Source organism: Kitasatospora sp. NPDC004799, from assembly GCF_040609095.1.
Taxonomy (GTDB): domain Bacteria; phylum Actinomycetota; class Actinomycetes; order Streptomycetales; family Streptomycetaceae; genus Kitasatospora.
This window is the reverse complement of the sequence record NZ_JBEXJK010000028.1, coordinates 1-26,331: the sequence shown is the minus strand read 5'-3', so window position 1 is coordinate 26,331 and position 26,331 is coordinate 1. Positions and strand designations below refer to the sequence as shown.

Here is a 26,331-nt window from a genome sequence, read left to right as displayed (position 1 = left end):
CCGTGGTCCTGCAGCTACAGCGAATTTGTGGTTTGCCGACAGGCCAGAGAGCAGAATCGCCTCCAGAGGTCTGGCTTTAGCGACCTCACTTCCCTAAGTGGGGGAAGTTTTGACCCATCCCATTTGGAAAACCAAGATGCGAGCCCAAAGTCGTCATACTTTATAACCTTCACCATTGATCGGCGTAATTCGCTGGTGTCGCCATGGGTGGCGGCCGATTCAAACAGTTCTATATAATTCTCAACGGCCCGCCTTCGCCGCTCGGAGGTGGCTTCGTCATTTATCGGTCCAATCGTTTCTAGCGTGGCCTCGCCTATTTGATCGAAGGAATTCCCGTTAAAGCGTGGTGCTATTATCCCCGTATCGATGTCGAGTACGAGATGGCACCACGGGTCGGTTCTTGTGGGATCTACGAGTAGAGGCTGTCCGTTACTGTCAAGGGGAAACCTCGCCCCCTTGCTCCTGTTGCACTCGGGGCAGATGAGAATCAGGTTTGACCACCGAAATGCCAGCCGATAATCCAGTTTAATTGGATGAAAGTGATCGACGTCGGCCGATCGAGAGTCTACGCAATATGCGCATCTCTTCCTGGCTCCAGACATGTGTGCCAGAATCTGAACAACTCGACTTGCCGCGACTGTACCTCGGTACCTGTCCCACTCAGCGCGCGACTCATCGTAGTTTGAAACCTTCTTGCTCCGCTTATGTAGCTCAATTCGCGAAGCGATAGGAAGCGCCTCCCGTACTACACTTCTCATCGTGACCAGCCTTCAGATAAAGAGCTGGAGCTGCTCAAGTTCCCGCTGTTCCTCCGGAGCCAAATTTGCTCCTGCCATTTCCTTGGCCTTAAGCCTGGCTCGTCGTGTACGAGCTGTGACTGCTCGTGGGGATCGTGTGTTCCTAAGGCCAAAAGCGGGAGTCAGGAGGATTTCGTCAGGCTTTCCGGCGATCACCTTGACATAGTCCTCGTCGGCAAGCATGAATGGCTGCCCATGGCCGGGCTGAGGGATGTGATAGATGCGACCATTGTCGGCAGCCTGGCATACCAATGGGCTATGCGTGGTGACAATGAACTGAACAAGAGGGAAGTGCTGCTTAAGCCAGAATCCAATCTCTCGCTGCCATGCCGGGTGGAGATGTGAATCCACTTCGTCAATCACAACTACGCCCGGGCGATTGACATAATGAACCCCATCCTCATTCATTCTCACGATGTCGGATGGACCATAAACTTCAACCATGTGCCTGAAGATATCAATTAGCATGGCTAGGGCGGATCGATATCCCTCGCTCATGTCAGAAAGTGGCATTCTCCGATTTGCGAAATCCGTCAGCCATATGCCGTCGGAGTTTACCTCGTCAATTTGAACCCCCTCGCGGAGGAAGTTGTCTCCAAGGATTTTTAGGAGATTGGCAAGGGTGATGCTCTCGACGCTTTCAGTGTTTTTCGCTTCGAGCTTTTTGTAGTTGAGCTGCTTTACCCACTGCTCGCATTCGCTGAGCGTTGCATCTTCCTTGAAAAGGGTTGCAAATCGCGGGATTCGCCCGGGGATTACCATGAGGCGCTGTGCCTCCGGAGAGCTTCCGTAAAGCCTCCTGAAAGGGCCGTATCCGAGCGTAAACCATCCGGCTGTTCCGGGTGCCCAAGGGCCGTTGACTGCGCCTTTTTTCTTGTTTCGGAAGACGTCGGCGGGCGACATTGTCCAAGCGTTGTGCTCCCGCTCGAATTCGACCTCAGCCCAGAAAGTGCTCTGGATGGGAAATCCGCCTTTGGAGCTCTTGTCATATTCGTGATTTGGCTTGATCTCAAGTGAAATTGTGCCTGAGCTGAAACCTTCGGTCACCCACCCGCGAAGATCTGGGATCAAAGCCCTGGCATCACTGGGTCCGAGGAGGGAGAGCGCGATGGACTTCAGGAGGGCGGTTTTTCCTGATCCGTTATCTCCAGTGATAACGCACCATCCTGCATATTTTTCGCCATCTTCGCAGAAATCAAGATCGGCGTGCTCGAATCCCTTGATGTTCTTCAGTACTAGGCGCTTGATATACATCGATCACCTGTCAAGTCACATGGGGCAGCATTTGCTCGGCGCGGGCGAAGCCGCAGGCTCATCCTCTCGCAGCGCCATGAGCACAGTCCAGAACCCTCGCGGCCACGCTGTGCTGAGCGCATGACGCTTGGTGTGCTTCGCCGGGTGAGGGGCCTCTGAGGTGTGCCTTCCTGACCGAGGTCTCGGAGAGACAGCTTTATGGGCCTCAGCTGGGTCTACGTGTCGCCTGTCGCAGTTGCCGGCTGCTGCAGCCAGGATGTCTGCCGTAGCCCCGCAAGACACTCACCTTGGTTGGACTAGGTCACCGCAGTTCCCCCGAAGCCAGTCGAGTTGCGGGTAAGTCGGTCGCGACGGTCGACAACATGGCTCGCGGGCCGTGTGCCACAGGCGTGCCAGATCGGGAGGTACATGGCAGTCAGCCGCGGGCGCCGGTGGTGCGGTGACTGGGGAACTGGCAGGCCAGGTGCGGCGCAGGTCAGGGAAGGTGGCGCACGCTAAGGCTTACAAAGCAGATGTCGGCGGTTCGAAACCGTCCGCGCCCACCGTACAGAGGCCCCCAGTCGATCTCGGCTGGGGGCCTCTGGCATGCTCGGCTGACTGCAACCCGGGTCCGCCGGCGCCGGTCTCAGCTGGATAGCGCATCGGTTGGCCTATCCAATGGCACGCCGCATGGTCCAAGGTGGGTGGACGATCTTCGGGTGAGCCATCCCGATCATCGTTGGGGCCAGGGCTGATCATGGGTGCTTTCGAACGAGCATGGCACGGTTCAAGAAGCTGGCGGCGCTGGACAAGGGCGGTCAAGGTGTTGTCTGGAAGGCGGAGGCCGTTGGCCGTAGCGAGGGCTTGGTTGCCCTGAAGTACTTGGCCTACGAGCCGGGTTCGTCCCGTGAGGAGCGCGCGAAACAGAAGAAACGTTTCTTGCGTGAAGTGGACAGTCAGAGCGGACTGAGTCACGAGGGAATCATGCCCGTGCTCGCCTGCGCGACCAATGCGGCTCCGCCCTGGTACGCCATGCCGTTGGCCGATGGCTCGTTGCAGAAGTGCCTGGAGGGCCCGCCGAGGCCCGTGTCCTGGGTCGTGTCGGTGATGAACGAGGTGCTGGCCGCGGTCGAGCACGCGCACGAGAACGGCGTGGTGCACAGGGACCTGAAGCCCAACAACATCCTGTCGCTCGACGGAAAGTGGATGGTGTCCGATTTCGGCCTCTGCCGTCGAATCGATTCGAAGAGTGCGGTCATCACCGAGAAGAACCGGCTCGTCGGGACCGTCGCCTATGCGGCGCCGGAACAGTACGACGATGCGCACGGGGCGACCTTCGCCGCCGACATATTCTCCTTGACGAAGATCCTCATTCACCTCCTCACCTGGCAGCTCCCCTACCCGTACGCTCGGATCGAGGAGACCCCGGAGAAGCTGCACGGATTTCTATGCCGGGGTATTGCGGAGTACCCGGAGCATCGCCCACAGACCGTGGCGGAGTTTCGAGCCGGCCTGGCCGCATTGCTCACCGACTGACGAGGCAAGGAGAAGGCGTGACCTCAATGTTCAAGGAAGACCCGGTTTTCAAGACGAACCCCGAGACCGTCGGGTCGCTTATCCGCTCGATACACGACGGATCGCTCGCGCTCCCCAATTTCCAGCGGAGCTTCGTCTGGGAGCCGAAGCGGACCGTCGAGCTCATCAAGTCCATCATCCTGCGCTACCCGGCCGGAACGCTGCTGACCTGGGAGCAGAGCTCCTCCCACAGGTTCGACTCGCGGCCCTTCGAGGAGGCTCCGGAGAGCAACGGGATCGAGCCGCGCCGGCTAGTGCTCGACGGGCAGCAGCGGTTGACCTCGCTCTACCACGCCCTCTCCGGGAAGGGCGAGTACCAGTTCTTCATCAAGGTGTGGCCGTTCATCGATGAGAGCAACTACAGCTTGCGGCCCCTCGAAGAAGTGGAACTCGAAACCGCCATCGTGGCGTACGACACCCGCGGCAGGCTGAGGTTCAACCCGCTGGACGAGGAATGGCAGCTGGCGAACGGGACCTTTCCCCTCTCGAGCTTTCACGAGCTTAGGAAGTCTTTCAGAGCCCTCTCCCGCGCCGTGGTTGAGGACAGGGAGCGGCAGGACCTCCTGGAGGAGACGCTGCACCAGCTGCGGGAGGGATACCTGCAGCCCCTCGAGTCCTATCCGTTCCCCGTTGTCGACCTCCCGGAGAGTACCTCCCTGCTCGCGGTCTGCAACATCTTCGAGACTCTCAACAAGACGGCGAAACCGCTCGGGGCGTTCGAACTCCTCACTGCCAAGTTCTATCCGTCCGGCGCCCGCTTGCGCGAGTGGTGGGAGCGTGGGCAGGAGGAGCACCCGATCCTGGTCGAATTCGATGTCGATCCCTACAACCTCCTCCAGGCGATCTCGCTGCAGGCCCGCGGGTCAGCCCAACGCGCCGACATCCTGGGCAAGTTGACGTCTGACGAGTTGAAGCAGTTCTGGGACGATTCCATCACGGCGGCCGCTGATGTGCTGGACGTGCTCAAGCGCGAGTGCGGCGTGATATCGCCCCAGTGGCTGCCGTACGGGATGCTGCTCGTGCCGATGGCGGCCATCTGGTCAGAGCTGCGTAGCCTGCGTCCTCAGCAACAGGCTCGGGCGCGCGAGAGACTGCTCCAGTACTACTGGTGTTCCGTCTTCACAAAGAACTTCGACCAGGGTGCCAATAGTCAGGTCGGTGCGGACTACAAGCTGCTCAAGGATTGGGTGGTCGACCCGAGCGCCCAGGAGCCGGAGGCCGTGAAGGACTTCGACCTCACGGACGCCGATCTGTTGAGTGCCCGGGCGAATCGGAAGGCGCTCTACCGCGGAGTGATGTCCCTCCTCGTTCAGCGCGGGGCCAAGGACTTCCAGTCGGCCCAGGCGGTCTCCAACATCCGACTGTCCGAGGCGAAGCTGGAAACCGTCCAGGTCTTCCCGAAGGTGTGGCTGCAGCGCAACGCCAGCGAGCCCAGCGCGGATCTCATCCTCAACAGGATCATGGTGGACGGTGAGACGCGCCGGTCCATCAAGGGCCGTTCGATCCAGGAATACGTGGAGGCCCAGGACGCCACGGCTCAGAAGAGGCTCCTGGAGACGCTGGAGTCGCACCTGGTGAACGTGGAGGAGGGGTACGGGTTCCGCAGCGCTGACTACGCGGACTTCCTGCAGGAGCGACTTTCTCTCGTCCTTGAGGCGGTCGAAGACGTGACCGGACAGTCGGTCGTGATGGATTCGGAGGTCGGCGAACCGTGAGGCCGAGGCGCGGCCAGGTCAGCTGCGGTTGGAGCTGCAACTGCGGTTGAAGCTGCGGCGTCCAGTCGGGCGGGGCCGGTTCGCGCGGTGATCCTTGCGAACCGGCCCCTCGTACCTGGCGGGGTGGGGTTGGTCGTCCTCAGGACGTCGAGTTGGCGAGTGCCGTGTTGTGGAGGAACTGGGCTGTCTTCTTGAGCTCCCGGCGCAGCTCTTCCTGGTGCTGTCCGTAGGTCTTGAGAGCGTGGCAGTTGGGGCACAGCGCGATCATGTTCGACGGTACGTCTGGGCCGCCTTTGCTCAGGTCGTGGACGTGGTCGACCTGCAGGATCGGCTCGCCGGCCGTGGTGAGCTCCGTCGGGTGGCCGGCGCAGCGGGGGTTCTCGCAGCGGCCGCCGCTCCGGCGTATCACCGCTGCTCGGGCACTCGTGTTGCGCACGTGGCGGTCGACCTTGGAGGGGCGCTTGGCCCCTTTTCGCCGGGTGCTGTGGGACTCCGCGGCAGCGGTCAGACGGCGGTACGCGTCCGCATCGCTCTCGTCGGTGCGCCGAGCAGTTGAGTCGACGTCTCCTGGCTGGTACTCCGTCGTCTCGTCGTAGAGTTCCCCAGTGTCGTTGGCAAGAGCTTCCTCGACGTCGTGCGGCCACGTTGCGCGCAGCGGGGAGGGCACGGGCGCGAGGATCCAGACGAATTCGCGGCGCCATTCCTTGTCCACTCCCTGCCCCCAGCGGAGTCGGCGCTGGACGACCACGGCCCACGTCTCGAAGCTGAAGTCGCCTTCGAGGGGCTTGTGCCAGTAGCGGAGCGGGCGCTGAGCGGTCTGGTGCTCAGCCAGGGCCTTGTTCCCGTCGACGAGTCGTTGATCGCCCTTCAGGCCGTCGCCGACGTAGGCGATCCAGTCGGAGTCGACGAGGCGGCCGTCGGCGTAGGGACCCTTGTCCTTGGAGAAGGTGCTGAGGATGCCATCGCCGAGGCTGCCGATGCCGGCCATCCGTTGTCCGCCGTAGGAGTGCCAGATGGCTTCGCGCTTCTCGAACTTCTCCCCGATGAGTGGCCGGAGAGAGTCGGCCCACCGGTTGGTGAGGAGCCCGTGCAGGCCGAGGTCTTCCAGGAACTCCTCCGGTAGCGGGTAGAAGTACCGCAGGATGAGCCCTGCTGCGGCTTCTGCAGCCACCTCGGGCTGGGCCGTGATCAGCTGGTGATCCGCCTCTGGGAGGCCTGCTTTGGGGTTGAGCCGGTCGAGCACGCCGAGGGTCAGGCGACGGCGCTTGGACCGGCTGGCTTCCTCGTGGGATTCGGTCTGTTCGATCTCCCACAAGTCGTCGCCGACGAGCGCCGCGAATGGGACATGGGCGGCCCGTGCGCCGTTCCCAACCTCGCCGTACTTCTCCAGGAGTGGGGCAAACGCGGCGCGCGTCTCCGTCCACGACCGCTCACGGGGGGCGCCGGCCAGTGCTTGACCGATGGCCCACAGGACCAACAGCGGGCGGTGCGAAGGCGGCTCGTTCTTGCGGGTGGTCGGTCGGAGGCTCCCGACGCGCCGGAGGAACGTCCTGGGAGGCTTCGACAGGACGAAGCCTTCGCGCTCCAGCCAGTTCAGCGCCTGCGCCCGATCACCGCTGAACTGGCCCTGCTTGAGCGCCTCTCCACAGTCGAAGAGGTGGGCCACTCCGGCGATGGCCTTGGAGTCGTAGTGGCGGCCCTCGTGAACGAGTAGATGAGGCGAAACGGCGCGGTATCCGTAGGTGGTGCGGAAGAGTTCCTCCCCGAGCCGGTCGTGTTCTGCGATCGCCTGCAGGATGCCTGAGCGCGTGATGCCACCGATCTCCATGAGGGAACGGTAGAGCACCCCAGTGACACTGCCCCGTATCGATCGGGTACCTCGGCCCCCGCTGGACCTCGTTGGACCTCGTCCGAGCGGGGGCGGCGGGTGGCGGGGCCGGGGGCGGCGGGCGAGGATCGGGGGGACCGGTCGGACCCCTGAGAGCGGTGGGCGGATGGCTGAGCAGGTCGGGGGATCGCGGGCGGAGCTCTCCTCGCGCCTGAACTGGCTGCGGGCGGCCGTGCTCGGGGCCAATGACGGCGTGGTGTCGACGGCCGGTCTGGTGACGGGTGTGGCGGGCGCGGCGGGTTCCCGGACGGCGCTGCTCGCGGCCGGGGTGGCCGGGCTGCTGGCGGGGGCGATGTCGATGGCGGCGGGCGAGTACGTCTCGGTCAGCACCCAACGGGACACCGAGCGGGCCGCGTTGGCGCAGGAGCGGCGGGAGCTCGCGGAGGACCCGGAGGGGGAGCTCGACGAGCTCACCGACTACTACCGGGGCAGTGGCCTGGAGGACGACCTGGCCCGGGAGGTGGCGACGGCGCTCACCGAGCGGGACGCGCTGGCCGCCCACGCGCAGACCGAACTCGGCATCGACCCGGACGTGTTGACCAACCCCTGGGAGGCGGCGCTGGCCAGCGCGGCGGCGTTCACGCTGGGGGCGCTGGTGCCGCTGCTGGCGGTGCTGCTGCCGCCGGAGTCGTGGCGGCTGCTGGTCACGGCGGTGGCGGTGGTGGCCGCACTGACCCTGTCGGGCTGGGCGAGCGCGCGGCTGGGCGGGGCCGGTCCGGCCCGGGCGGTCCTGCGCAACGTCGTGGGCGGGCTGCTGGCGATGGCGGTGACGTACAGCGGTGGTGTGCTGCTGGAGCAGGTCACCGGGTGAACGCGGACGCCTGGCCGTACGACCGGGGAAGCAGGTCGCGGAGGACGCGGACACCTGGCCGTACGACCGGGGGAGCAGGCCGCTCGACAGGCGAGCCGGTGCGGCCTGTGTTTGTGTGGCTGCAAACCGCTTGGGAGAGGTGAACCGCCGTGACCATGCCCCCGTTCGGATCGAACGATCCGTTCTCCGACCTGCTCAGCCGGTTCTTCGGGATGAGCCCGATGGCGTCCCCGCCCGCCGTGCAGCGGGTGCCGATCGGGCGGCTGCTCAGCGAGTCCTCGCAGGAACTGCTCGCGCTGGCCGCGCAGCGGGCCGCCGAGGACGGCTCCAGCGACCTCGACACCGCGCACCTGGCCTGGGCGGCCACCCGGGTGGACCCCTCGCGCCGGATGCTGGAACGGGCCGGCATCGACCCGGACCGGCTCTCCGGCGACCTGGAGCACGCCCTGCCGACCGGCACCTCCGACACGGTGGACGGCCAGCCGGCGCTCACCCCCTCGGCCAAGCGCGCGCTGCTCGCCGCGCACGCCCGCTCGCAGGCGGTCGGCGCCTCGTACATCGGCCCGGAGCACATCCTCGGCGCGCTGCTCGACCAGGAGCGCTCGGGCGCCGGGGTGGCGCTGCGCAACGCGGCGCCCTCGCAGGAGGCGCTGAAGTCGGTGCTGGAGGGGCGCGGCACCGGCGGCGAGCGCAGCAGCACGGGCGCGCACCCGAGCGAGACGCCGACGCTGGACGAGTACGGGCGCGACCTCACCGAGGAGGCGCGCTCGGGTCGGCTGGACCCGGTGGTCGGGCGGGCCGAGGAGATCGAGCAGACCGTCGAGATCCTCTCCCGGCGGACCAAGAACAACCCGGTGCTGATCGGCGAGCCGGGCGTCGGCAAGACCGCGATCGTCGAGGGCCTGGCCCAGCGGATCGTCTCCGGGGACGTGCCGCAGAGCCTCCGGGAGAAGCGGGTGGTCACCCTCGACCTGACCGCGCTGGTGGCCGGCTCCAAGTACCGGGGCGAGTTCGAGGAGCGGCTGAAGAACGTGATCGACGAGGTCACCGCGGCCGAGAAGAGCGTGATCCTGTTCCTGGACGAGCTGCACACCGTGGTCGGCGCGGGTGGCGGCGGCGAGGGCTCGATGGACGCCGGCAACATCCTCAAACCGGCGCTCGCGCGCGGTGAGTTGAGCGTGGTCGGCGCGACCACCCTGGACGAGTACCGCAAGCACGTGGAGAAGGACGCCGCGCTGGAGCGCCGCTTCCAGCCGGTGCTGGTGCCCGAGCCGAGCGTCGAGGAGACGATCGAGATCCTCCACGGGCTGCGCGACGCGTACGAGGCCCACCACCAGGTGCGGTTCACCGACGAGGCGCTGGACGCGGCGGCCGCGCTCTCGGACCGGTACGTCAGCGACCGCTTCCTGCCCGACAAGGCGATCGACCTGCTGGACCAGGCCGGTGCCCGGGTCCGGCTGCGCAGCCTGAGCGGCTCCACCGAGGCGTCCGCGGTGCAGGACCGGATCACCAAGCTGAAGCGCGAGCTGGACGAGGCCGTCGCGGACGAGGAGTTCGTCCGGGCCGCCAACCTGAAGACCGAGCTGCGGCAGACCGAGGACGAGCTGGCGGCGACCGCCGAGGCCCGCGAGGAGGTCGTCGACGTGACGGCCGACGACATCGCGCAGGTGCTCTCCTCCCGGACCGGCATCCCGGTCGCGGAGCTGAACGCGACCGAGAAGGAGCGGCTGCTCAAGCTGGAGGAGCACCTGCACGAGAAGGTGATCGGCCAGGACGAGGCGGTCACCGCCGTCGCCCAGGCGGTGCGCCGCGGCCGGGCCGGGATGGGCGACCCGGAGCGGCCGACCGGCTCCTTCCTCTTCCTCGGGCCGACCGGCGTCGGCAAGACCGAGCTGGCGAAGGCGCTGGCGGCGCTGCTGTTCGGCGACCCGGACCGGATGATCCGCTTCGACATGAGCGAGTTCCAGGAGAAGCACACCGTCTCCCGGCTGGTCGGCTCCCCGCCCGGGTACGTCGGCTACGAGGAGGCGGGGCAGCTGACCGAGGCGGTGCGCCGCAAGCCGTACAGCGTGCTGCTCTTCGACGAGGTGGAGAAGGCCCACCCGGACGTCTTCAACCTGCTGCTCCAGGTGTTGGACGACGGGCGGCTGACCGACTCCCAGGGGCGTACGGTCGACTTCCGCAACACCGTGGTGATCATGACCAGCAACATCGGCTCGCAGCGGATCCTGGACCACGCGGGGAACCTGGACGCCCGGAGCGGAGCTCCTGATGCAGCACTGCGCGACGACCTGATGCGCGACCTGCGCCGGCAGTTCCGGCCGGAGTTCCTCAACCGGATCGACGAGGTGATCGTCTTCCACGCGCTCACCCGCAAGGACCTGCTGTCGGTGGTGGACCTGCTGCTGGAGCGCAGCCGGCGCCGGCTGCGGGCCCAGGACGTCCGGCTGGACGTCACCGAGGCGGCCAAGGAGTACCTGGTCAACCGGGGCTACCAGCCGGAGTTCGGGGCCCGGCCGCTGCGCCGGACGATCCAGTCGGAGCTGGACAACCGGATCTCCAACCTGCTGCTGGACGGGTCGGTGCGGGAGGGGGACACGCTGATCGCGGACGTGAGCGACGGGGAGCTGGTGGTCACGCTGGCACGGCCGGAGGCGTCGGCGACCTTCGACGAGGCGGAGGCGAAGGCCCAGGCCCGGGCTTCCGGGGCTGCCGCGGAGGGCTGACGGCAGACCGGGGCGGCGTCTTCGCGGTGCGTCTCCGGTGCGGGCGCCTCCACGCGTAGGCGTTTCCAGGTTCGGGCGTACTCCAGCGGGAGTACGCCCGAACGCCACGGGTGGAGGACGCGGGGGGACGGGGCGCGGGTCTAGCTTGTGGGCATGATGCCGCCCACGTCCCCGCCGCCCGAGCCGCCCTCGGCGGAGCAGTCACCGGAGGAGCCGCCCGAGCCGTGGCGCCCGCCGTGGGTGCGCGCGGCCAAGGCGGGCTTCCCGCTCGGCGTGGCGGCGGCGGTCGCGGTGCTCCAGGTGGTCGGCTCGACCTTCGCCGCGCACAACCAGCACGGACGGGTCCCGCTGGACGCCTTCGGCTACCTGCTGCTGCTGCTCGGGCCGGCCCTGCTGGTGCTGCGCGACCGCCGGCCGGTCGCGGTGGTGGTCGGCACCTCGGTGGTCACCGCCGGTTACCTGGCCGGCGGGTACCCGTACGGGCCGGCCTTCGTGAGCTGGCTGATCGCTTGCTGCGCGGCGATCGGCTCCGGGCACCGCCGGGCGGCCTGGGCCTGCGTGGGCGGGGTCTACCTGGTGCACCTGCTGAACACCTTCGTGCTGCCGGAGGGCTGGCAGCGCGCGGCCCCGCCGTCCGGCAGCGTCTGGCTGCAGGAGCTCGGGCTGCTGGCCTGGCTGCTGCTGGTGATGGCGGGGGGCGAGCTGGTCAGGTTCCGGCGCGAGCGGATCGCCGCCCACCGGGCCTACCGGCAGCAGCTGGAGGAGCGCCGGGCCAACGAGGAACGGCTCAGGATGGCCCGGGAGTTGCACGACATCCTGGCGCACAGCCTGTCGCTGATCAACATCCAGGCGGGGGTCGCGCTGGCGCTGCTCGACCGGCGGCCGGAGGAGGCCCGCGGCGCGCTGGTCACCATCAAGTCGACCAGCAAGGAGGCGCTCGGCGAGGTCCGCCAGGTGCTCGCCACGCTGCGCGGGCCCGGGGCGGCGCCGCGCGGGCCGGCCCCGGGTCTGGACCGGCTGGACGAACTCACCGAACAGGCGGCCCGGGTGGGCCTGGAGGCGGAGGTGCAGGAGCGCGGCGCGCGCCGCGCGCTGTCCGCGACCGTCGACCTCGCCGCCTTCCGGATCGTCCAGGAGGCGCTCACCAACGTGGTGCGGCACTCGGTGGCCCGGCAGGCGGTCGTGGTGCTGGACTGGACGGACCCGGCCGTGCTGGTGGTCCGGGTGGAGGACCCGGGGCCCGCGGTGCTCGGTGACGCGGGCGGGTCGGGCAGCGGGCTGGTCGGGATGCGGGAACGCGCGGCCGCGTTCGGTGGCACCATCACCGCGGGGCCGCTGCCCGGCGGCGGCTTCCGGGTCCGGGCGGAGCTGCCGACACCGAAGGCGGAGAGCGATTGATTCGGGTACTGCTGGCGGATGACCAACTGCTGGTCAGGGCGGGCTTCCGGGCCCTGCTGGACCTCCAGGACGACCTCACGGTGGTCGGCGAGGCGGACGACGGCGAGGCCGCGCTGCGGCTCGCCCGCGAACTCGTGCCGGACGTCGTGCTGATGGACATCCGGATGCCGCGGATGGACGGGCTGGAGGCGACCAGGAGGATCGCCGAGGACCCGGCGCTGTCCTCCGTACGGGTGGTCGTGCTGACCACCTTCGAGCTGGACGAGTACGTCTTCGAGGCGCTGCGCTCGGGCGCGGCGGGCTTCCTGGTCAAGGACACCGAGCCGGCCGACCTGCTGCGGGCGATCCGGGTCGCCGTCGCGGGGGACGCGCTGCTCTCGCCGGGGGTCACCAGGCGGCTGATCGGCGAGTTCGCCGCCCGGTCGAAGGCGCCCGAGGCGGTGCCGGAGGGGCTCGCGGACATCTCGATGCTGACCGAGCGGGAGCGCGAGGTGGTGGCGCTGGTCGGGATGGGGCTGTCCAACGAGGAGATCGCCCGGCGGCTGGTGGTCAGTCCGTTGACGGCGAAGACGCACGTCAGCCGGGCGATGGTGAAGCTCGGCGTGCGGGACCGGGCGCAACTGGTGGTGCTGGCCTACGAGTCGGGGCTGGTGCGGCCGGGCTGGCTGGGCTGAGCGGCCCCGGCCCGGTCGCGCCCTCGCAGCAGGCCTGCTCCCGCCGCGGCGTGTCGCGGACGGCCCCTACTCTCCCGGGAGTATCCCAACTGCCGCTGCTGGTAGGACGCGTGATGAGACTCCGCGGAGGGACGCTCTAGGCACCTCGGGAACCGCCCGAGGTCCTGGAGGCCCACCACCGAGGAGTTGAACCACCATGTACACCCAGCTGGCCGACTGGCCCGGCCCCGGCCCGTGGATCCTGCTGATCCCCCTGGTCTGGATCGCCGTGGCGGTCCTGGTGATCGCGGTGCTGCGCCGCACGGTCTGGCGTCGGCACGGCTGCGGGTTCGGGGCCGGGGGCGGGACGGGAGCCGTGGCGGAGCATCCGCTGGCCGTCCTGGGCCGCCGCTACGCGGAGGGCGACATCGACGCCGAGGAGTACCGCGCCAAGCGCGCCGTGCTCAGCGAGCCGCCGCGCGGCGACGCCGAGGGAGGTGGCGCCAGGTGACCACCCTCGACGTCGTACGGGGCGCCGCCGCCCGGGTCGCCGACGCCGTGAAGATCTACGGCGTCGGCGGCACCGAGGTCCGGGCGCTGGACCATGTGACGGTGGAGTTCCCGGCCGGGCGGTTCACCGCGATCATGGGCCCGTCCGGATCGGGCAAGTCCACCCTGATGCACTGCGCGGCCGGGCTGGACACGCTCACCGCCGGCAGCGCCTGGATCGGCGACACCGAGCTCGGCCCGCTCGGCGACCGGCGGCTCACCCTGCTGCGCCGGGAGCGGATCGGCTTCGTGTTCCAGGCCTTCAACCTGGTGCCCACGCTCACCGTCCTGGAGAACATCACCCTCCCGCTCGACCTGGCCGGGGCCGCCCCCGACCGGGCCTGGCTGGAGACGCTGGTCGCGGTGGTGGGCCTGGGAGACCGGCTGCGGCACCGACCGAGCGAGCTCTCCGGCGGCCAGCAGCAGCGGGTCGCGGTGGCCCGGGCGCTGGCCGGGCGGCCCCGGGTGGTCTTCGCCGACGAGCCGACCGGCAACCTCGACTCCCGCAGCGGCGGCGAGGTCCTCGGCCTGCTGCGCCGGGCGGTGGACGAGATGGGCCAGGCCGTGGTCATGGTCACCCACGACCCGACGGCCGCCGGCTGGGCCGACGAGGCGCTCTTCCTCGCCGACGGACGGCTGGTGGACCGCATGCGGCAGCCCACCTCCGCCCTGGTGCTGGACCGGATGAAGGCCTTCGAACGGGGGCGGGCATGAACGCCGTCCCCCTCCGGCTCAGCCTGCGCTCGCTGCGCGCCCACCAGCGGCGGTTGGCCGGCACCCTCCTCTCCATCCTGCTCGGGGTGAGCTTCCTGACCGGCACGATGGTGCTCGGCGACACCCTGCGGGCCAACTTCGACACCCTCTTCGCCGACGCCAACGCCGGCACCGACGTGGTGGTCCGCAGCGCCGACGTGCTGGACGCGGCGGGCACGGCCGGCGGGGTGCGGGCACCGGTGGCGGCCGCGCTCGCCGACCGGCTGCGCACGGTGCCGGGGGTGGCGGCCGCCGAGCCGTCCGTCCAGGGCGCGGGCCAGCTCATCGGGAGCGACGGCAAGCCGATCGGCGGTCAGGGCCCGCCCACCCTGGCGGGCAACTGGCTGGCCGACGGCCGGCTCAACCCGTACCGGCTGGCCGAGGGCCGGGCACCGGCCTCCCCGGGCGAGGTCGTGGTGAACCGGGGTGCGGCGAGGACGGGCGGGCTGCACCTCGGCTCGACCACCGTGCTGCGCACCCCCGATCCGGTGCCGGTCACCGTCGTCGGCATCGCCACCTTCGGGGCGGACGCGGACGGCATGGGGCCGAGCACCTTCACCGCGATGACCTTCGCGGACGCCGAGCGGTACCTCACCCCCAAGGGCGAGGGCCAGGCCAGCTCGATCCAGGTCCGCGCGGCGGGCGGGGTCTCCCAGCGGGAGCTGGTCGACCGGATAGCCCCGCAGCTGCCCGCCGGCGTCCAGGCGATCACCGGTGCGGCGGCCACCCAGGAGTCCACCCAGCTGCTGTCCGGGCGGTTCCTGACCATGTTCACCACGCTGCTGCTGGTCTTCGCCGGGATCGCCCTGCTGGTGGCGACGTTCACCATCCACAACACCTTCGCCATCGTGGTCGCCCAGCGGACCAGGGAGAACGCGCTGCTCCGGGCGCTCGGCGCGGTGCGCGGCCAGGTACTCGGAGCGACCTTGGCGGAGGCGCTGGCGGTCGGCCTGCTGGCCTCGCTCGGCGGGCTGCTGGGCGGGATCGGGGTGGCCGCCGGGCTCAAGGCGCTGTTCTCCGCGCTCGGCTTCGCCCTGCCGACCGGCGGCATGGTGATCAGCACGGCCGCCGTCCTGCTGCCGCTGCTGGTCGGCACGCTGGTCGCGGTGGGCTCCGCGCTGCTGCCGGCCGTCCGGGCCGGGCGGACGGCTCCGCTCGCGGCCCTGCGGGAGACCGGCGTCGACCGGGCGGCGCAGGGGCGTTCGGGCACCGTCCGGGTGGTGCTGGGCGGTCTGCTGCTGGTCGGGGGCGTGCCGGTGGCCGTCCTCGGTGCGATCGACGGCCCGTCCGTGCTGCTGACGGCCGTCGGGGCGCTCGCGGTGCTGGCCGGCACGGTGGTGCTCGGCCCGGTCGCCGCCGCCCTCGCGGTACGGACGCTGGGCGCGCCGCTGCCCAGGCTGCGCGGAGTCTCCGGGGTGCTCGCCCGGCGCAACGCCGCCCGCAACCCGCGGCGGACGGCGGCCACCGCGAGCGCGCTGATGATCGGGGTCGCGGTGGTCACGCTGTTCACCGTCTTCGGCGCCTCGATCAAGGCCACCCTGGACTCCACGGTGAGCAGGTCCTTCGCCGGGGACCTCGCCGTCACCAGCGCCTCGTTCGGAGCCGGCGGCAGCGGGATCAGTCCCAAGGTGGCGGACACCCTGGCCGGCCTGCCCGAGGTCCGGCAGGCCGTCGGGCTCGGCCGGGGCGTGGCCCGGATCGACGGGCACGGCCGGACGCTGGACGTGACGGATCCGGCCCGGCTGTCCGGGATCGTCGACCTCGGCCGGGTGGACGGCTCCCTGGCCGCGCTCGGCACGGACGGGCTGGCGGTCTCCCGCAGCGAGGCGCAGCAGCACGGCTGGCGGCTCGGGCAGTCCGTCACCGTGGGTTTCGCCGACGGTGCGAGCGGACCGTTCACCATCCGGGCCCTGTACGAGGGCGGCAGCCTGGCCGGCGACTACCTGATGACCCGGCAGGCTTGGGCCCCGCACCGGGGGCAGGACGCGGACACCATGGTCGCGGTCGGACTGCGGGAGGGCGTCCCGGCCGCCGCGGGCAAGACGGCGGTGGAACGGGCGCTGGTCCCGTTCGGCAATCCGCAGGTGCAGGACCGCGCCGAGTACGCGAAGAGCGCGGCCGCCGGCGTGGACACGATGCTCTCGGTCGTCTACGCGCTGCTGGCGCTGGCGGTGCTGATCGCGCTGCTGGGCATCGCCAACACCTTGACGCTGGCGGTGCACGAGCGGACGAGGGAGCTGGGGCTGCTGCGGGCGGTCGGCCAGACCAGGGCTCAGCTGCGCGGCATGGTGCGCTGGGAGTCGGTGCTGGTGGCGGCCTTCGGGACGGTCGGCGGGCTGGGGCTCGGAGCCTTCCTCGGCTGGGCGTTGGTGCGTGCCTCGGACAGCGCGGGGACGGGGTCGTTCGCGATACCGCCGCTGCAGCTGGCCGTGGTCCTGGCGGCCGGGTTGCTGGCGGGCGCGGTGGCCGGACTCCGCCCGGCGGGCCGGGCGGCGCGGCTGGACGTCCTGCGGGCGATCGCGACGGAGTAGGAGGTGGTGGAAGGGGATGTGACTGATCGGCAGGCGTAGGGCAGCGGGGTCGTCGAGGTCGTCGAGCAGGGCAGGAGGTACGGGTGGACCGGAGGATCAGCCCGCCGACTGCGGGAAGACCTCCCGCAGCAGCGGGTCCGGCAGTCCGCGCTTGCGCCACTCGCGCGGGTAGCCGAGCGAGACCTCCGTGAACGGGACGCCGTCGTAGGTGGTCCGGCGCGGGATGTGGAGGTGACCGTAGATCATTGCCGCGGTGTTGTACCGGGTGTGCCAGTCGGCGGTCAGCTCGGTCCCGCACCACTGGGCGAACTCGGGGTACCAGAGGATCTCGGTGGGCTGGCGGACCAGCGGGTAGTGGTTGACGAAGACCAGCGGAACGTCCGGGTCGCACTCCGCCAGCCGCTTCTCGGTCAGCCGGACGCGCTCGCGGCACCAGGAGTCGCGGTCCGGGAACGGGTCCGGGTAGAGCATCCGCTCGTCCGCGCAGACGACGCCGCTCTCGTAGGCGGCCGCCAGGGAGGCCTCCTTGGTGGTCGTGCCCGGCGCGCGGAAGGTGTAGTCGTAGAGGAGGAAGAGCGGGACGATGCGAACCGGTCCGCCGGGGCCCTCCCAGATCGGGTACGGGTCCTCGGGGGTCAGCACGCCGAGCCTGCGGCAGCGCTCCACCAGGTGCTCGTAGCGGGCCACCCCGCGCAGCTGGACCGGGTCCTCGGGGTGGGTCCACAGCTCGTGGTTGCCGGGCACCCACACCACGCGGGCGAAGCGCTCGGCGAGCAGACCGAGGGCCCACTCGATGCTGGTGGTGAGCTCGGCGACGTCGCCGGCGACGAGCAGCCAGTCGCCGGGGTGGGAGGGCTGGATCTTCTCCACCAGGTCGCGGTTCTCCCGGTAGGAGATGTGCAGATCGCTCACGGCGAGCAGCCGTCCACCCGTCGGGGTGGGCCGTTCCGGCTGTGCGTCGCTGCGGTTCTCCGTAGTCACTCCTGCCCCCTGAGGTCGCCCGGCCGATGGGGCCCACCCTACGTGGCGGGCCGGGGGAGCGGGGGCGGTTGACGGGATCAGTCGTTCGATCCGTCGCGCCGGGAGCCGGTGAACGGCATCAGCTGCCAGGAGGAGAAAGGGAGTTGGGTCGGTTCAGGAACCGAGATCGATGAGCACCCCGTGGGAGGTGGCGGTGGTGACGGCGAGGATCGCCAGCGAGGCGATGCCGAGGGTCAGGCCGAGGGCGGCGCGACCGCGCCGGCTGGTGCCGCGGACCAGGGCCAGGGTGGCCAGGGTGATGGCGATCGGCCCGAGGACGATGTTGAACAGCAACAGGCCGGGCAGGCCGAGGAGGAAGGAGGCGACGGCGAGGTTGTCGGCCTCGGCGGTGCCCTGACGGTCGGTCTCCTGCGGGCTGGTCCTCGGACGGCTGGCGCCCTGACGGCCGGCGATCGGACGGCCAGTGATCGGACGGCCGGCGCCCCGGCGGTCGACGGCCGGGTGGTTGGTGACGGTGCTCATGGTGGTGCGGGTCCTCTCTGTGGAGTGGCCGCGGGTGCGGTCCGCGGAGCGGCCGGGTCAGCGGTGCCGTAGGCGGGCGATGCCCTCGCGGGCGCCGAAGGCGAGCAGCCAGGCGGTGATGGCGGCGGAGGTGGCGAGGAAGACCGGGAGCGAGGTGTGGGCGGCGGTGCCGATCAGGATGCCCATGGCGACCAGGGCGGAGAACAGGATCACGGCTGGCTCCTTCGGCTGCGGCTGGGGCGGCGCCGATTTCGGTTGACAAGTGTTCACTGACTTCGGCTCCACTGTACGCCGGCTGGCCAAGTTCAGCAAACGAATGTTTACTGAATGGCGTGAGTCACACCGTTGGGGCCAGACAGGCCCAGAAGCAGCAGAGTCGACGGGCCTTGCTGGACGCCGGGCTGCACCTGTTGGCCGATCAGAACCTGGCGAGCCTCGGCGTCCGTGAGGTCACTCGCGAGGCGGGGCTCTCCCCGGCCGCCTTCTACCGGCACTTCCCCGACCTCGCGGCCCTCGGGGTGGCGCTGGTCGAGGAGTCGCTGGCCAGCCTGCACGTCATGATCCGCGCTGTGCTCGCCGAGGCCGGTGACGCCGAGGAGTTGATCGACCGTGCGGTGGACGTGATCGAACGGCACGTCCGCGAGCACCGGGGGCACGTCCGCTTCCTGGCGCGCGAGCGGCACGGCGGGGTGCGGCAGGTGCGCGAGGCGATCGACGCCGAACTCGGCCGTTTCGCGGCCGAGGTGGGAGCCGCCCTGGCGCTGCAGCCGGTCTCGCGGGGGTGGAGCGAGCAGGACCTGCGCATGCTCGCCGAGCTGTACGTCGACCACATGGTCTCCACGGCCGCCGCCTTCCTGGAGGCGCTGGAGACGGACCCGGCCCGCGGGCGGCGGATCGCCGTCACCGCGCGCCTGCAGCTGCGCCTGATCAGCCTCGGTCGGGAGCACTGGCAGGCCGGCTGACGGTACCGGCAAGGGGGTCGACGGCCCCGCTGCGACGAGCGGCCGGGCCGCTCGCGCCCGAACCGGCTTCCCGAACCGGCTCCCCGGGCCGCTCCCGAACCGGCCCCCCCCGAGCGGCGCCCGAACCGGCGCCTGAATCACCCTCCGAGCGCCTCCCCGAGCCGCGCCCCCGTTCGCGCCCCGAATCGGCTCCCCGGGCGGCGACGGTAACCGGCCAATGCGGCCCGGGAGGTTGCCCGGTATCGCTTTCACTCTTGACAGTGAGTCATGTCCGCGACAGCTTTGGTGGACCCCACACGTGGACCCCCCCACATCGAGAGGTCTCTCATGAAGAAGCCGCTCATAGGCACGGTCGCAACGCTCCTGGTCGCCGGGGCCACCGCCCTCCTCGGGGCCGTTCCGGCCCAGGCCGCGGCCCCCGCCGACAAGTCCGCCGCGAAGCCCGTCGCGGCCGTCAACTTCGCCGGGACGGTCGCCCTCAGCAACTGTTCCGGCTCGCTGGTGCGGATGCCCGGCTCGGCCGCGACCGACCCGGCCCTCGTGCTCTCCAACGGCCACTGCCTGGAGACCGGTATGCCCGGCCCGGGCGAGGTGGTCCTCAACCGGGCCTCCAGTCGGTCCTTCACGCTGCTCAACGCGAGCGGCAGCGGCGTCGCCACGCTGCGCGCCAACAAGATCGTCTACGGCACCATGACCGACACCGACGTGTCGCTGTACCAGCTGAACACCACCTATGCCTCGATCCAGTCGCGGTACGGGATAGCCCCGTTGACCATCAACGCCTCCCACCCGGTCCAGGGCGCCTCGATCCGGGTGGTCTCCGGCTACTGGAAGAAGATCTACTCCTGCTCGGCCGACGGCTTCGCCTACCGGCTGAAGGAGGGCGACTGGACCTTCAAGGACTCGCTCCGCTACACCTCCACCTGCAACGTGATCGGCGGCACCTCCGGCTCGCCGGTGGTCGACGCCTCGACCGGCCAGGTGGTCGCCGTCAACAACACGATCAACGAGAACGGCGAGCGGTGCACCCTGGACAACCCCTGTGAGGTGGACCAGAGCGGCGCGGTGACGGTTCGCCAGGGCATCGGCTACGCCCAGGAGACCTACGGGATCCCGGCCTGCTTCGCCGCCGGAAACCGCTTCGACCTCACCCTCCCCGGTTGCACCCTGCCCCGCCCGTAAGCAGCCAGGACAACCTCGCTGACCAGCACTTTTCCCCCGATGGGCCATCCGCGAACAGCGGGTGGCCCATTCGGCCGTCCACCGGTCGGCCACCGCACCACCCCGCACCGCCCGCACCATCCAGCATCACCCCGCACTGCCCGCATCACCCCGCATCACCCCGCACCACCCGCGCCGCACGGCCGTACCGACCGGCGGCAGTCATGTCAGTTGCACAGATGGAGAGTTGATGACCACCACCGTGAGAAGGCTGCTGGTGTCCGCCCTGCTGATACCGCTGCTCGCGCTCGGCGGCCTGGCCGGTCCGGCGTCCGCCGCCGACGGCCAGGGCGACCAGGGCTCCGCGTCCCGCCACGGCCGGAGCCCTGCCGACGACCCGACCGCCGACATCAAGGACCGCCTGGCGGCGATCCCCGGGGTGACGATCACCGAGGAGAAGCCGACCACCACCGGTCACCGCTACTTCGTCGCCACGTACACCCAGCCGATCGACCACTTCCGGCCCTGGCTGGGCACCTTCCAGCAGCGCTTCAGCCTGCTGCACCGCGGCTACGACCGCCCGACCGTCTTCTACACCAACGGCTACACCCTGGGCACCAACCCGTCCCGCACCGAGCCGACCCGGCTGGTGGACGGCAACCAGGTCTCCATCGAGTACCGGTTCTTCACCCCCTCCCGCCCGGAGCCGGCGGACTGGTCGAAGGCCGGCATCCGCCAGGGCGCCGCGGACTCGCACCGGCTGGTGACCGCGCTCAAGCGGATCTACCAGGAGGAGTGGCTGTCCACCGGCGCCAGCAAGGGCGGCATGTCCTCCACCTACTTCCGCCGCTTCTACCCGGACGACGTGGCCGGCACGATCGCCTACGTCGCGCCGAACAACACGAACGTCAATGACTACGAGGCCTACAGCGAGTTCTTCCGCACCGTCGGCACCCCCGAGTGCCGGGACAGGCTGAACGCCGCCCAGCGTGAGCTGCTGGTGCGCCGCGACCGCCTGGAGGCCCGCTTCGTCGCCGACAACCAGGCGGCCGGCTCGACCTTCAACACCCTCGGCACTCCGGACCGCGCCTACGAGGCCGGTGTGCTGGACGTGGTCTGGGCGTTCTGGCAGTACAGCCTGGAGGCCGACTGCGCCAAGGTCCCGGTGGCCGCCACCGCGACCGATGACGAGCTGTACGCCTGGTTCGACTCGCAGTCCGGCATCACCGGCAACAGCGACCAGTCGCTGGCGAAGTACACCGCGTACTACTACCAGGCCGCGACCGAGCTGGGCGCGCCGTTCTTCGACGTGTCGCACCTCAAGGGCGTGCTGCACTACGACTACAAGGAGCTCTACTCGGTCCGCACCTTCGTGCCGAAGGAGATCCCGACCGTCTTCAACCCGAAGGCGATGCCCGACATCGACCGCTGGGTGAAGCGCGAGGGCGAGCGGATCATGTACGTCTACGGCGGCAACGACCCGTGGGGCGCCAAGCCGTTCCGTCTCGGCCGGGGCAGTGAGGACAGCTACGTCTACACCGTGCCCGGCGGCAACCACGGCTCCAAGATCGGGCAGCTGCCTGCCGCGCAGTCGGCGGAGGCCACCGCCAAGGTGCTGGAGTGGGCCGGTCTGAGCGACCCGAACGCCGCCCGCTCGCTCACCAAGTCGCCGCAGGCGGGCGCGGACTTCGGCCCGCTGGACGTCGAGGGCCAGCGGCTGGAGCAGGAGCGCCGCCCGCTGTAGCGGCCCGGACGCCGCCGACGCGGCGCCAACCCGGCAACAGCGGCAGCACGGCGCCGGCACGGCGCCACGAGGCACGAGGAGGAGGCCGCCCCCCACTGCGGGGCGGCCTCCTCGCGTGTTCCGCGAGCGCCCGGCGCGCGGTCGGGCGTTCCCCGAGCGCCCGGCCCGACCGGTCCCGGCCCGCCGCCCGAAAGCCCCGTCCGGACCCGGTCGCACCCCTCCCCGAAGCAGTGAATCGGTGCTTCAATGCTTCCATGGCCTACCGACGCACCCCCGCCGTACAAGCCCGCCTGGACGCCCAGCGCGAGGCGGTGCTCCAGTCGGCGGTCGGCCTGCTCGCCGAGCGCGGCTACGGCGGCTGCACGATGGCCGCCGTGGCGGACCGCGCCGGGATCGCCACCGGCAGCCTCTACCAGCACTTCTCCGGCAAGGCCGAGCTGTCGGTGCAGCTGTTCCGCCGGGTGGTCACCCACGAGATCGACGCGGTCAACGCGGCCGTCGCCCTCCGGGACACCCCGCGGCAGCGGATCGCGGCCGTGGTCGAGACCTTCGCCGACCGCGCCCTGCGCGCACCCCGGCTGGCGTACGCGCTGCTGGTCGAACCGGCCGACGCGGTCGTGGACGAGGAGCGACTGGTGTTCCGGCGGGCGTTCCGGGACGTGATCGCCACCGAGATCGCCGTCGCCGTGGCGAGCGGCGAACTGCCCGAGCAGGACCCGGTGCTGACCGCCGCCGCCCTGGTCGGCGCGGTCGGCGAGGCGCTGGCCGGCCCGCTCGCCGCCGCCCCGGCCGCCCCCGAACAGCGCGACAACGCCACGAGCCACAACGCCACGAGCCACAACGCCACGAGCGACAACGCCACGAGCCGAAACCCCACGAGCGACGACCCCACCAGCCACAACGCCACGGTGGTCCCCGCCCTGGTCTCCTTCACCCTGCGTGCCCTGGGAGGACGCGATGACAGCGACGCATGAGGTCACCAACCAGGTGCCCCTGCCGTACGGACACGACACCGCCGCCGACCCCACCCTGCTCGCCGCCCTCCAGCGGGCCGACGCCGGCTGGGCCGAGCCCGAACTGCGCGAGCTGGGCCGGCTGGCCGGCTCCGAGCAGGCCGCCGAGTGGGGCCGGCTGGCCAACGAGAACCCGCCGGTGCTGCGCACCCACGACCGCTTCGGCCACCGGATCGACGAGGTCGAGTTCCACCCGGCCTGGCACGAGCTGATGCGCACCGCCGTCTCGTACGGCCTGCACGCCGCGCCCTGGCAGGACGAGCGCCCCGGGGCCCACTCCGCCCGCGCCGCGAAGTTCTACGTCTGGGGCCAGGTCGAGGCCGGCCACACCTGCCCGATCTCGATGACCTACGCCGCCGTCCCGGCCCTGCGCGCGGCCCCCGCCCTGGCCGCCGAGCTGGAGCCGCTGCTGGCCGCGCGGGAGTACGACTACGGGCTGCGCGAGCCGCGCACCAAGCGCGGGCTGATCGCCGGCATGTCGATGACCGAGAAGCAGGGCGGCTCGGACGTCCGCACCAACACCACCACCGCCGTCCCGCAGCCGGACGGCAGCTACCGGCTCACCGGCCACAAGTGGTTCACCTCGGCGCCGATGTCCGACCTCTTCCTGACGCTGGCCCAGGCGCCGGGCGGCCTCAGCTGCTTCGTGCTGCCGCGGGTCCTGCCGGACGGCGGTCGCAACCGTCTGCAGCTGATGCGGCTCAAGGACAAGCTCGGCAACAAGTCCAACGCCTCCGCCGAGCTGGAGTACGACGGCGCGGTCGGTTGGCTGGTCGGCGAGGAGGGCCGGGGCGTCCCGACCATCATCGAGATGGTCAACATGACCCGCCTGGACTGCACCGTCGGCGCGGCCTCCGGGATGCGCTACGGCGCCACCAGGGCTGTTCACCACGCGCTGCACCGGCGGGCGTTCGGCAAGGCGCTGGTCGACCAGCCCTTGATGCGCAACGTCCTCGCGGACCTGGTGGTGGAGTCCGAGGCGGCCACGATCGTCGCGATGCGGCTGGCCCGGGCCACCGACCGGACCCTCGCCGGGGACGGGACCGAGGCGCTGGTCCGGCGGCTGGGCCTGGCGGTGGCCAAGTACTGGGTGTGCAAGCGCGGTCCGGCGCACTCCGCCGAGGCGCTGGAGTGCCTGGGCGGCAACGGCTACGTGGAGGAGTCCGGGATGCCCCGGCTCTACCGGGAGGCGCCGCTGGTGTCGATCTGGGAGGGGTCCGGCAACGTCGCCGCCCTGGACGCGCTGCGCGCCATGGCCAGGCGGCCGGAGAGCGTCGAGGCCTTCCTCGGCGAACTCGACGCCGCCGCGGGCGCGGACCGCCGGCTGGACGCGGCCGTCGCCGCGCTGCGCAAGGAGCTGACCGACCTGGGCGACCTGGAGTACCGCACCCGCCGGCTGGTCGAGTCGATGGCGCTGGCCTTCCAGGGCTCGCTGCTGGTCCGGTACGGCAGCCCGGCGGTGGCCGACGCGTTCTGCGCGAGCCGACTGGGCGGCGACCACGGCGCGGCCTTCGGCACCCTGCCGGGCGGGGTCGACACCGCAGCGATCATCGACCGCGCCCGTCCGGTGATGGTGTGAGCGCTCCGGAAGGGACGACCGGCCAGGGCCGGTCGAGCGCCCAGGAGGCCGACGGCGTACGGCAGTTCTGGCAGGCGCTCGGCCTGCCCGGCCTGATCGACGTGCACACCCTCCCTCCTTGCCCTCCATCGGGCAGGAGGGGCCCAGCATGCCGAAGAACGTCCTCGACAAGGTGTGGGCGTACTTCGACGCCGCCGGCCCGCTGGTGAACCGCCCCTGGCCGATCACCTACCGCGAGGCCGAGGAGCAACGGGTCCGGCGGCTGCGGGACTTCGGTGTCCGGGCCTTCACGTCCATGCTCTACCCGCACAAGCCCGGCATGGCCGGCTGGCTGAACGCCTGGGCCGCCGACTTCGCCGCCCGCACCCCGGAGTGCCTGCACACCGCGACCTTCTTCCCCGAGCCCGGGGCGGCCGGCTACGTGGCCCGGGCGGTCGAGGACGGCGCCCGGGTGTTCAAGGCGCACCTCCAGGTCGGCGGCTACGACCCGGCGGACCGGCTGCTGGACGAGGTGTGGGGGCTGCTCGCCGAGACCGGCACCCCGGTGGTCACCCACTGCGGGTCCGGGCCGGTGCCGGGCAAGTTCACCGGCCCCGGCCCGATCGGCGCGGTGCTGGCGCGGCACCCCCGGCTGGTCCTGGTGGTCGCCCACCTCGGGATGCCCGAGTACCGCGACTTCCTCGACCTGGCCGAGCGCCACCCGTCCGTCCGGCTGGACACCACCATCGCGTTCACCGACTTCGCCGAGGCCGACGTCCCGTTCCCGCGCGCGGAACTGCCGCGTCTGCGCGGGCTCCGGGAGCGCGTCCTGCTCGGCAGCGACTTCCCCAACATCCCCTACCGGTACGTCCACCAGCTGGAGGCGCTGGCCGGGCTGGGGCTGGGGGAGGAGTGGCTGCGGGCGGTCTGCCACGACAACGCGGCCGCCCTGTTCGGTCTCCCCTCCCCGGCGGTCAGCTGACCGTCCGCAACACCTCCAGCGCCCGGGCGTGCAGCCCGGGCGCGGCGGCCAGGAAGCCGTCGGAGCCGGCCGTCCAGGCCGACCCGGCGGCGTCCGTCACCACCGCGCCCGCCTCGCGCGCGATCAGCGCGCCGGGCAGCAGGTTGCCCGCGTCGAGGCCGTACTCCCAGAACAGCGCCAGGTGCCCGGAGCCGACCTGGGCCACCTGGAGGGCGGTCGGGCCGAGGTTGCGCACCGCCAGCACCGCGCCCGCCATCGCCGACAGCGACTCGCCCGCCCGGCGCAGTGCCACCGGGTCGGCGGCCACCCGCGGCGGCTGGCTGGTGGCGGCGACGGTGACGGCCAACTCCCGCTCCAGCGGCGCGATAGGCCGGCCGTCCAGCTCGGCCCCGCCGCCGAGCACCGCCCGGTAGGTGCGCCCGTCCTGCTCCGGGGCGTGCACCACGGCCAGCACCGCCGCGCCGTCCCGCACCAGCGTGGCGGTCACCGCCCAGTGCGGCTGCCCGAGCAGGTACTGCACCGCGCCGTCGGTCGCGTCGCACAGCCACCACTCGCCCTCGGCGGGCACCGCGCCGTCCAGCTCCTCGGGCGCCCAGCCGGCCCGCGGGCGCAGCGCCGTCAGCCGCTCCCGCAGCGCGGCGGCCGCCGGGCCGTCCAGCTCGGCGAAGCGGGCCGCCGCTCCTCGACGGTCCGCGCCGTAGACCTGCTCCGGGTCCCAGGGCGGGTAGGCGGCGAAGTCCGGGACCAGGACGGTGCCGGCGGTCCGGGGCCACATCGTC

At 70.6% G+C, this 26,331-nt stretch carries 21 protein-coding genes and 1 pseudogene; 15 read left to right on the top strand and 7 right to left on the bottom strand.

Translation table 11 applies throughout. From position 1 onward, the window contains the following. Nucleotides 1-14: 14 nt before the first annotated feature. A complete protein-coding gene (locus ABZW03_RS06465) occupies nucleotides 15-602 on the bottom strand; it encodes an HNH endonuclease (protein WP_355253140.1) in 588 nt (195 codons plus the stop codon). A 168-nt stretch (nucleotides 603-770) separates the two neighbouring features. Continuing rightward, entirely contained in the window at nucleotides 771-2,051 is a 1,281-nt protein-coding gene (locus ABZW03_RS06460) for an AAA family ATPase (RefSeq protein WP_355253138.1), read from the bottom strand. A 756-nt stretch (nucleotides 2,052-2,807) separates the two neighbouring features. On the opposite strand from ABZW03_RS06460, the gene ABZW03_RS06455 reads away from it, so the two are divergent. Both ABZW03_RS06455 and ABZW03_RS06450 read left to right on the top strand, forming a co-directional pair. Next, a complete protein-coding gene (locus ABZW03_RS06455) occupies nucleotides 2,808-3,566 on the top strand; it encodes a serine/threonine-protein kinase (RefSeq protein WP_355253135.1) in 759 nt (252 codons plus the stop codon). A gap of 26 nt (nucleotides 3,567-3,592) precedes the next feature. Beyond that, complete coding sequence (locus tag ABZW03_RS06450; protein ID WP_355253184.1) at nucleotides 3,593-5,320, top strand: DUF262 domain-containing protein; 1,728 nt, start codon at nucleotides 3,593-3,595, stop codon at nucleotides 5,318-5,320. Nucleotides 5,321-5,459: 139 nt separating this feature from the next. On the opposite strand, the gene ABZW03_RS06445 is transcribed toward ABZW03_RS06450, so the two are convergent. Further along, nucleotides 5,460-7,148: an HNH endonuclease signature motif containing protein gene (locus ABZW03_RS06445; protein WP_355253132.1), complete on the bottom strand. Its 1,689-nt coding sequence runs from the start codon at nucleotides 7,146-7,148 to the stop codon at nucleotides 5,460-5,462. A 166-nt stretch (nucleotides 7,149-7,314) separates the two neighbouring features. Between ABZW03_RS06445 and ABZW03_RS06440 the strand changes: the two genes are divergently transcribed. From ABZW03_RS06440 to ABZW03_RS06410, 7 genes are all read left to right on the top strand, one after another. Then, a complete protein-coding gene (locus ABZW03_RS06440) occupies nucleotides 7,315-8,019 on the top strand; it encodes a VIT family protein (RefSeq protein ID WP_355253129.1) in 705 nt (234 codons plus the stop codon). Nucleotides 8,020-8,174: 155 nt separating this feature from the next. Further along, nucleotides 8,175-10,745, top strand: a complete 2,571-nt coding sequence (locus ABZW03_RS06435) for an ATP-dependent Clp protease ATP-binding subunit (protein ID WP_355253181.1) — start codon at nucleotides 8,175-8,177, stop codon at nucleotides 10,743-10,745. A 153-nt stretch (nucleotides 10,746-10,898) separates the two neighbouring features. After that, nucleotides 10,899-12,143 carry a sensor histidine kinase gene (locus ABZW03_RS06430; protein ID WP_355253126.1) on the top strand — a complete coding sequence of 415 codons (1,245 nt, stop codon included), beginning with the start codon at nucleotides 10,899-10,901 and terminating at the stop codon, nucleotides 12,141-12,143. After that, nucleotides 12,140-12,817 carry a response regulator transcription factor gene (locus tag ABZW03_RS06425; RefSeq protein ID WP_355253123.1) on the top strand — a complete coding sequence of 226 codons (678 nt, stop codon included), beginning with the start codon at nucleotides 12,140-12,142 and terminating at the stop codon, nucleotides 12,815-12,817. Before ABZW03_RS06430 ends, ABZW03_RS06425 begins: the two co-directional genes overlap by 4 nt. A 196-nt stretch (nucleotides 12,818-13,013) precedes the next feature. Continuing rightward, nucleotides 13,014-13,307, top strand: a complete 294-nt coding sequence (locus tag ABZW03_RS06420) for an SHOCT domain-containing protein (RefSeq protein WP_355253121.1) — start codon at nucleotides 13,014-13,016, stop codon at nucleotides 13,305-13,307. Next, nucleotides 13,304-14,059, top strand: coding sequence for an ABC transporter ATP-binding protein (locus ABZW03_RS06415; RefSeq protein ID WP_355253118.1), 756 nt, complete (start codon nucleotides 13,304-13,306; stop codon nucleotides 14,057-14,059). The genes ABZW03_RS06420 and ABZW03_RS06415 overlap by 4 nt, the downstream gene beginning before the upstream one ends. Continuing rightward, complete coding sequence (locus ABZW03_RS06410; protein WP_355253115.1) at nucleotides 14,056-16,629, top strand: ABC transporter permease; 2,574 nt, start codon at nucleotides 14,056-14,058, stop codon at nucleotides 16,627-16,629. Before ABZW03_RS06415 ends, ABZW03_RS06410 begins: the two co-directional genes overlap by 4 nt. A gap of 96 nt (nucleotides 16,630-16,725) precedes the next feature. Here ABZW03_RS06410 and ABZW03_RS06405 read toward each other — a convergent pair whose 3' ends face one another. From ABZW03_RS06405 to ABZW03_RS06395, 3 genes are all read right to left on the bottom strand, one after another. After that, entirely contained in the window at nucleotides 16,726-17,610 is an 885-nt protein-coding gene (locus tag ABZW03_RS06405) for a metallophosphoesterase (RefSeq protein WP_355253112.1), read from the bottom strand. A 153-nt stretch (nucleotides 17,611-17,763) separates the two neighbouring features. Then, the gene (locus tag ABZW03_RS06400) at nucleotides 17,764-18,132 is read right to left on the bottom strand and encodes a hypothetical protein (protein ID WP_355253109.1); all 369 of its coding nucleotides are present in this window, start codon (nucleotides 18,130-18,132) and stop codon (nucleotides 17,764-17,766) included. A 57-nt stretch (nucleotides 18,133-18,189) separates the two neighbouring features. Then, nucleotides 18,190-18,345 carry a hypothetical protein gene (locus tag ABZW03_RS06395; protein WP_355253106.1) on the bottom strand — a complete coding sequence of 52 codons (156 nt, stop codon included), beginning with the start codon at nucleotides 18,343-18,345 and terminating at the stop codon, nucleotides 18,190-18,192. Nucleotides 18,346-18,464: 119 nt separating this feature from the next. On the opposite strand from ABZW03_RS06395, the gene ABZW03_RS06390 reads away from it, so the two are divergent. The 6 genes and pseudogenes from ABZW03_RS06390 (at nucleotide 18,465) to ABZW03_RS06365 (ending at nucleotide 25,552) form a co-directional block, all read left to right on the top strand. Then, on the top strand, nucleotides 18,465-19,094 hold the full coding sequence (locus ABZW03_RS06390) for a TetR family transcriptional regulator (protein WP_355253103.1): 630 nt from the start codon (nucleotides 18,465-18,467) through the stop codon (nucleotides 19,092-19,094). A gap of 327 nt (nucleotides 19,095-19,421) precedes the next feature. After that, the gene (locus ABZW03_RS06385; protein ID WP_355253100.1) at nucleotides 19,422-20,276 is read left to right on the top strand and encodes a serine protease; all 855 of its coding nucleotides are present in this window, start codon (nucleotides 19,422-19,424) and stop codon (nucleotides 20,274-20,276) included. A gap of 229 nt (nucleotides 20,277-20,505) precedes the next feature. Next, on the top strand, nucleotides 20,506-21,999 hold the full coding sequence (locus ABZW03_RS06380) for a S28 family serine protease (RefSeq protein ID WP_355253097.1): 1,494 nt from the start codon (nucleotides 20,506-20,508) through the stop codon (nucleotides 21,997-21,999). A gap of 254 nt (nucleotides 22,000-22,253) precedes the next feature. Then, a complete protein-coding gene (locus tag ABZW03_RS06375; protein WP_355253094.1) occupies nucleotides 22,254-22,973 on the top strand; it encodes a TetR/AcrR family transcriptional regulator in 720 nt (239 codons plus the stop codon). Beyond that, nucleotides 22,957-24,591, top strand: coding sequence for an acyl-CoA dehydrogenase family protein (locus ABZW03_RS06370; protein WP_355253091.1), 1,635 nt, complete (start codon nucleotides 22,957-22,959; stop codon nucleotides 24,589-24,591). The genes ABZW03_RS06375 and ABZW03_RS06370 overlap by 17 nt, the downstream gene beginning before the upstream one ends. Continuing rightward, nucleotides 24,588-25,552: pseudogene (locus ABZW03_RS06365) on the top strand (amidohydrolase family protein). The gene ABZW03_RS06370 and the pseudogene ABZW03_RS06365 overlap by 4 nt, the downstream one beginning before the upstream one ends. Here ABZW03_RS06365 and ABZW03_RS06360 read toward each other — a convergent pair. Then, a partial coding sequence (locus ABZW03_RS06360; protein ID WP_355253089.1) for an inositol monophosphatase family protein occupies nucleotides 25,545-26,331 on the bottom strand: 787 nt, incomplete at its 5' end. The pseudogene ABZW03_RS06365 and the gene ABZW03_RS06360 sit on opposite strands and share 8 nt — an antisense overlap.